Source organism: Novosphingobium sp. FW305-C-111 (genome assembly GCF_058783565.1).
The window spans coordinates 1-1307 of the sequence record NZ_JBYSYP010000035.1 but is presented as its reverse complement, the minus strand read 5'-3'; the positions used below and the strand labels follow the sequence as shown (position 1 = coordinate 1307).

1 protein-coding gene is annotated in these 1307 nt (G+C 63.4%); it reads left to right on the top strand.

What is annotated here, in order from left to right; all coding sequences use genetic code 11:
- Nucleotides 1-74 precede the first annotated feature (74 nt).
- Complete coding sequence (locus tag AC3WLD_RS18815; RefSeq protein WP_492558396.1) at nucleotides 75-1163, top strand: IS5 family transposase; 1089 nt, start codon at nucleotides 75-77, stop codon at nucleotides 1161-1163.
- Nucleotides 1164-1307: the final 144 nt, after the last annotated feature.

Genomic DNA, 1307 nt, shown 5'->3' with positions numbered 1-1307 from the left:
TGGACGCCTCGAAAAACCCTCGTCTTTGAGGGGGTGATTTGATTCAATGGCCCCCGTATCGAGCGGAGGCGGAGATGGTTGGTCAGCCTGGTTTCTTTGATCTGTCGGATCGTTATGCGGCGCTGAGCGCGGCGGGGGATCCGCTGGAGCGCTTGGCAGCGGTGGTGGATTTCGAGGTGTTCCGCGGGCCATTGATCGTGGCGCTCAGGCGGAGCGATCGGGGCAAAGGCGGGCGACCGCCGTTCGACCCCGTGATGATGTTCAAGATCCTGGTGCTCCAGGCGCTCTACTCCTTGTCAGACGAGGGATGCGAGTTCCAGATCAAGGACCGGCTGTCGTTCCAGCGGTTCCTCGGCTTGGGGCTCGATGGCCGGGTGCCTGATGCCACCACGGTATGGCTGTTCCGCGAGCAGCTCGTGAAGGCCAAGGCGATCGACAAGCTCTTCGCGCGCTTTGATGCGGCGCTGACCGATCGCGGCTACCTGGCGATGGGCGGCCAGATCATCGATGCGACCGTGGTGCCAGCGCCCAAGCAGCGCAATACCGACGAGGAGAAGGCCGCGATCAAGGAGGGCAAGATCCCGGAGCGCTGGAAAGAGAAGCCTGCCAAGATCCGGCAGAAGGATCGTGACGCCCGCTGGACGGTCAAATACTCGAAGGCCAAGATGAAGGAAGGCGGTGACCTCAAGGGCTTCAAGCCGGTCGACCTTGCCATCCCGATGTTCGGCTACAAAAACCACATCGGCATCGACCGGACGCATGGGCTGATCCGCACCTGGGAAGCCAGCGCGGCCAACGCCCATGATGGCGCGCGGCTCCCTGACCTCATCAGCAAGCAGAACACCGGTTCTGGCGTATGGGCGGACACGGCCTATCGCTCGAAGAAGAACGAGGCGTTCCTCGAGAGGGGCATGTTCAAGAGCAATATCCACCAGAAGCGCATGCCGCGTCGGCCGCTGCCCGGGCATATCGCCCGGGCCAATGCGAAGCGCTCCGCTGTCCGCTCGGCGGTTGAGCACGTGTTCGCCGGCCAGAAGCACCGCATGGGGCTGCTTGTCCGCACCATCGGCATCGCCAGAGCCCGGATCAAGATCGGCATGGCGAACCTGGCCTATAACTTCCAGCGCCTCGCCTGGCTCGAGGGGCGAGGTGCGCCTGCATAGCAGGAAAACGGGCGCCACGCCGCGCGCCACCACCGAAAACCAAGGAAGCGAGGCCGAAAAGGCCAACCCTCACGCACCAAAGACCGCGATCAGACCCTTCGCACCCCCTTCAGGCCGAAAACAGCGAGTTCTTCGAGGTGTCCA

What these genes read in the sequence shown, in the direction of transcription:
- AC3WLD_RS18815 (WP_492558396.1), top strand. Translation starts at nt 75, where the DNA reads ATGGTTGGTCAGCCTGGTTTCTTTGATCTGTCGGATCGTTATGCGGCG.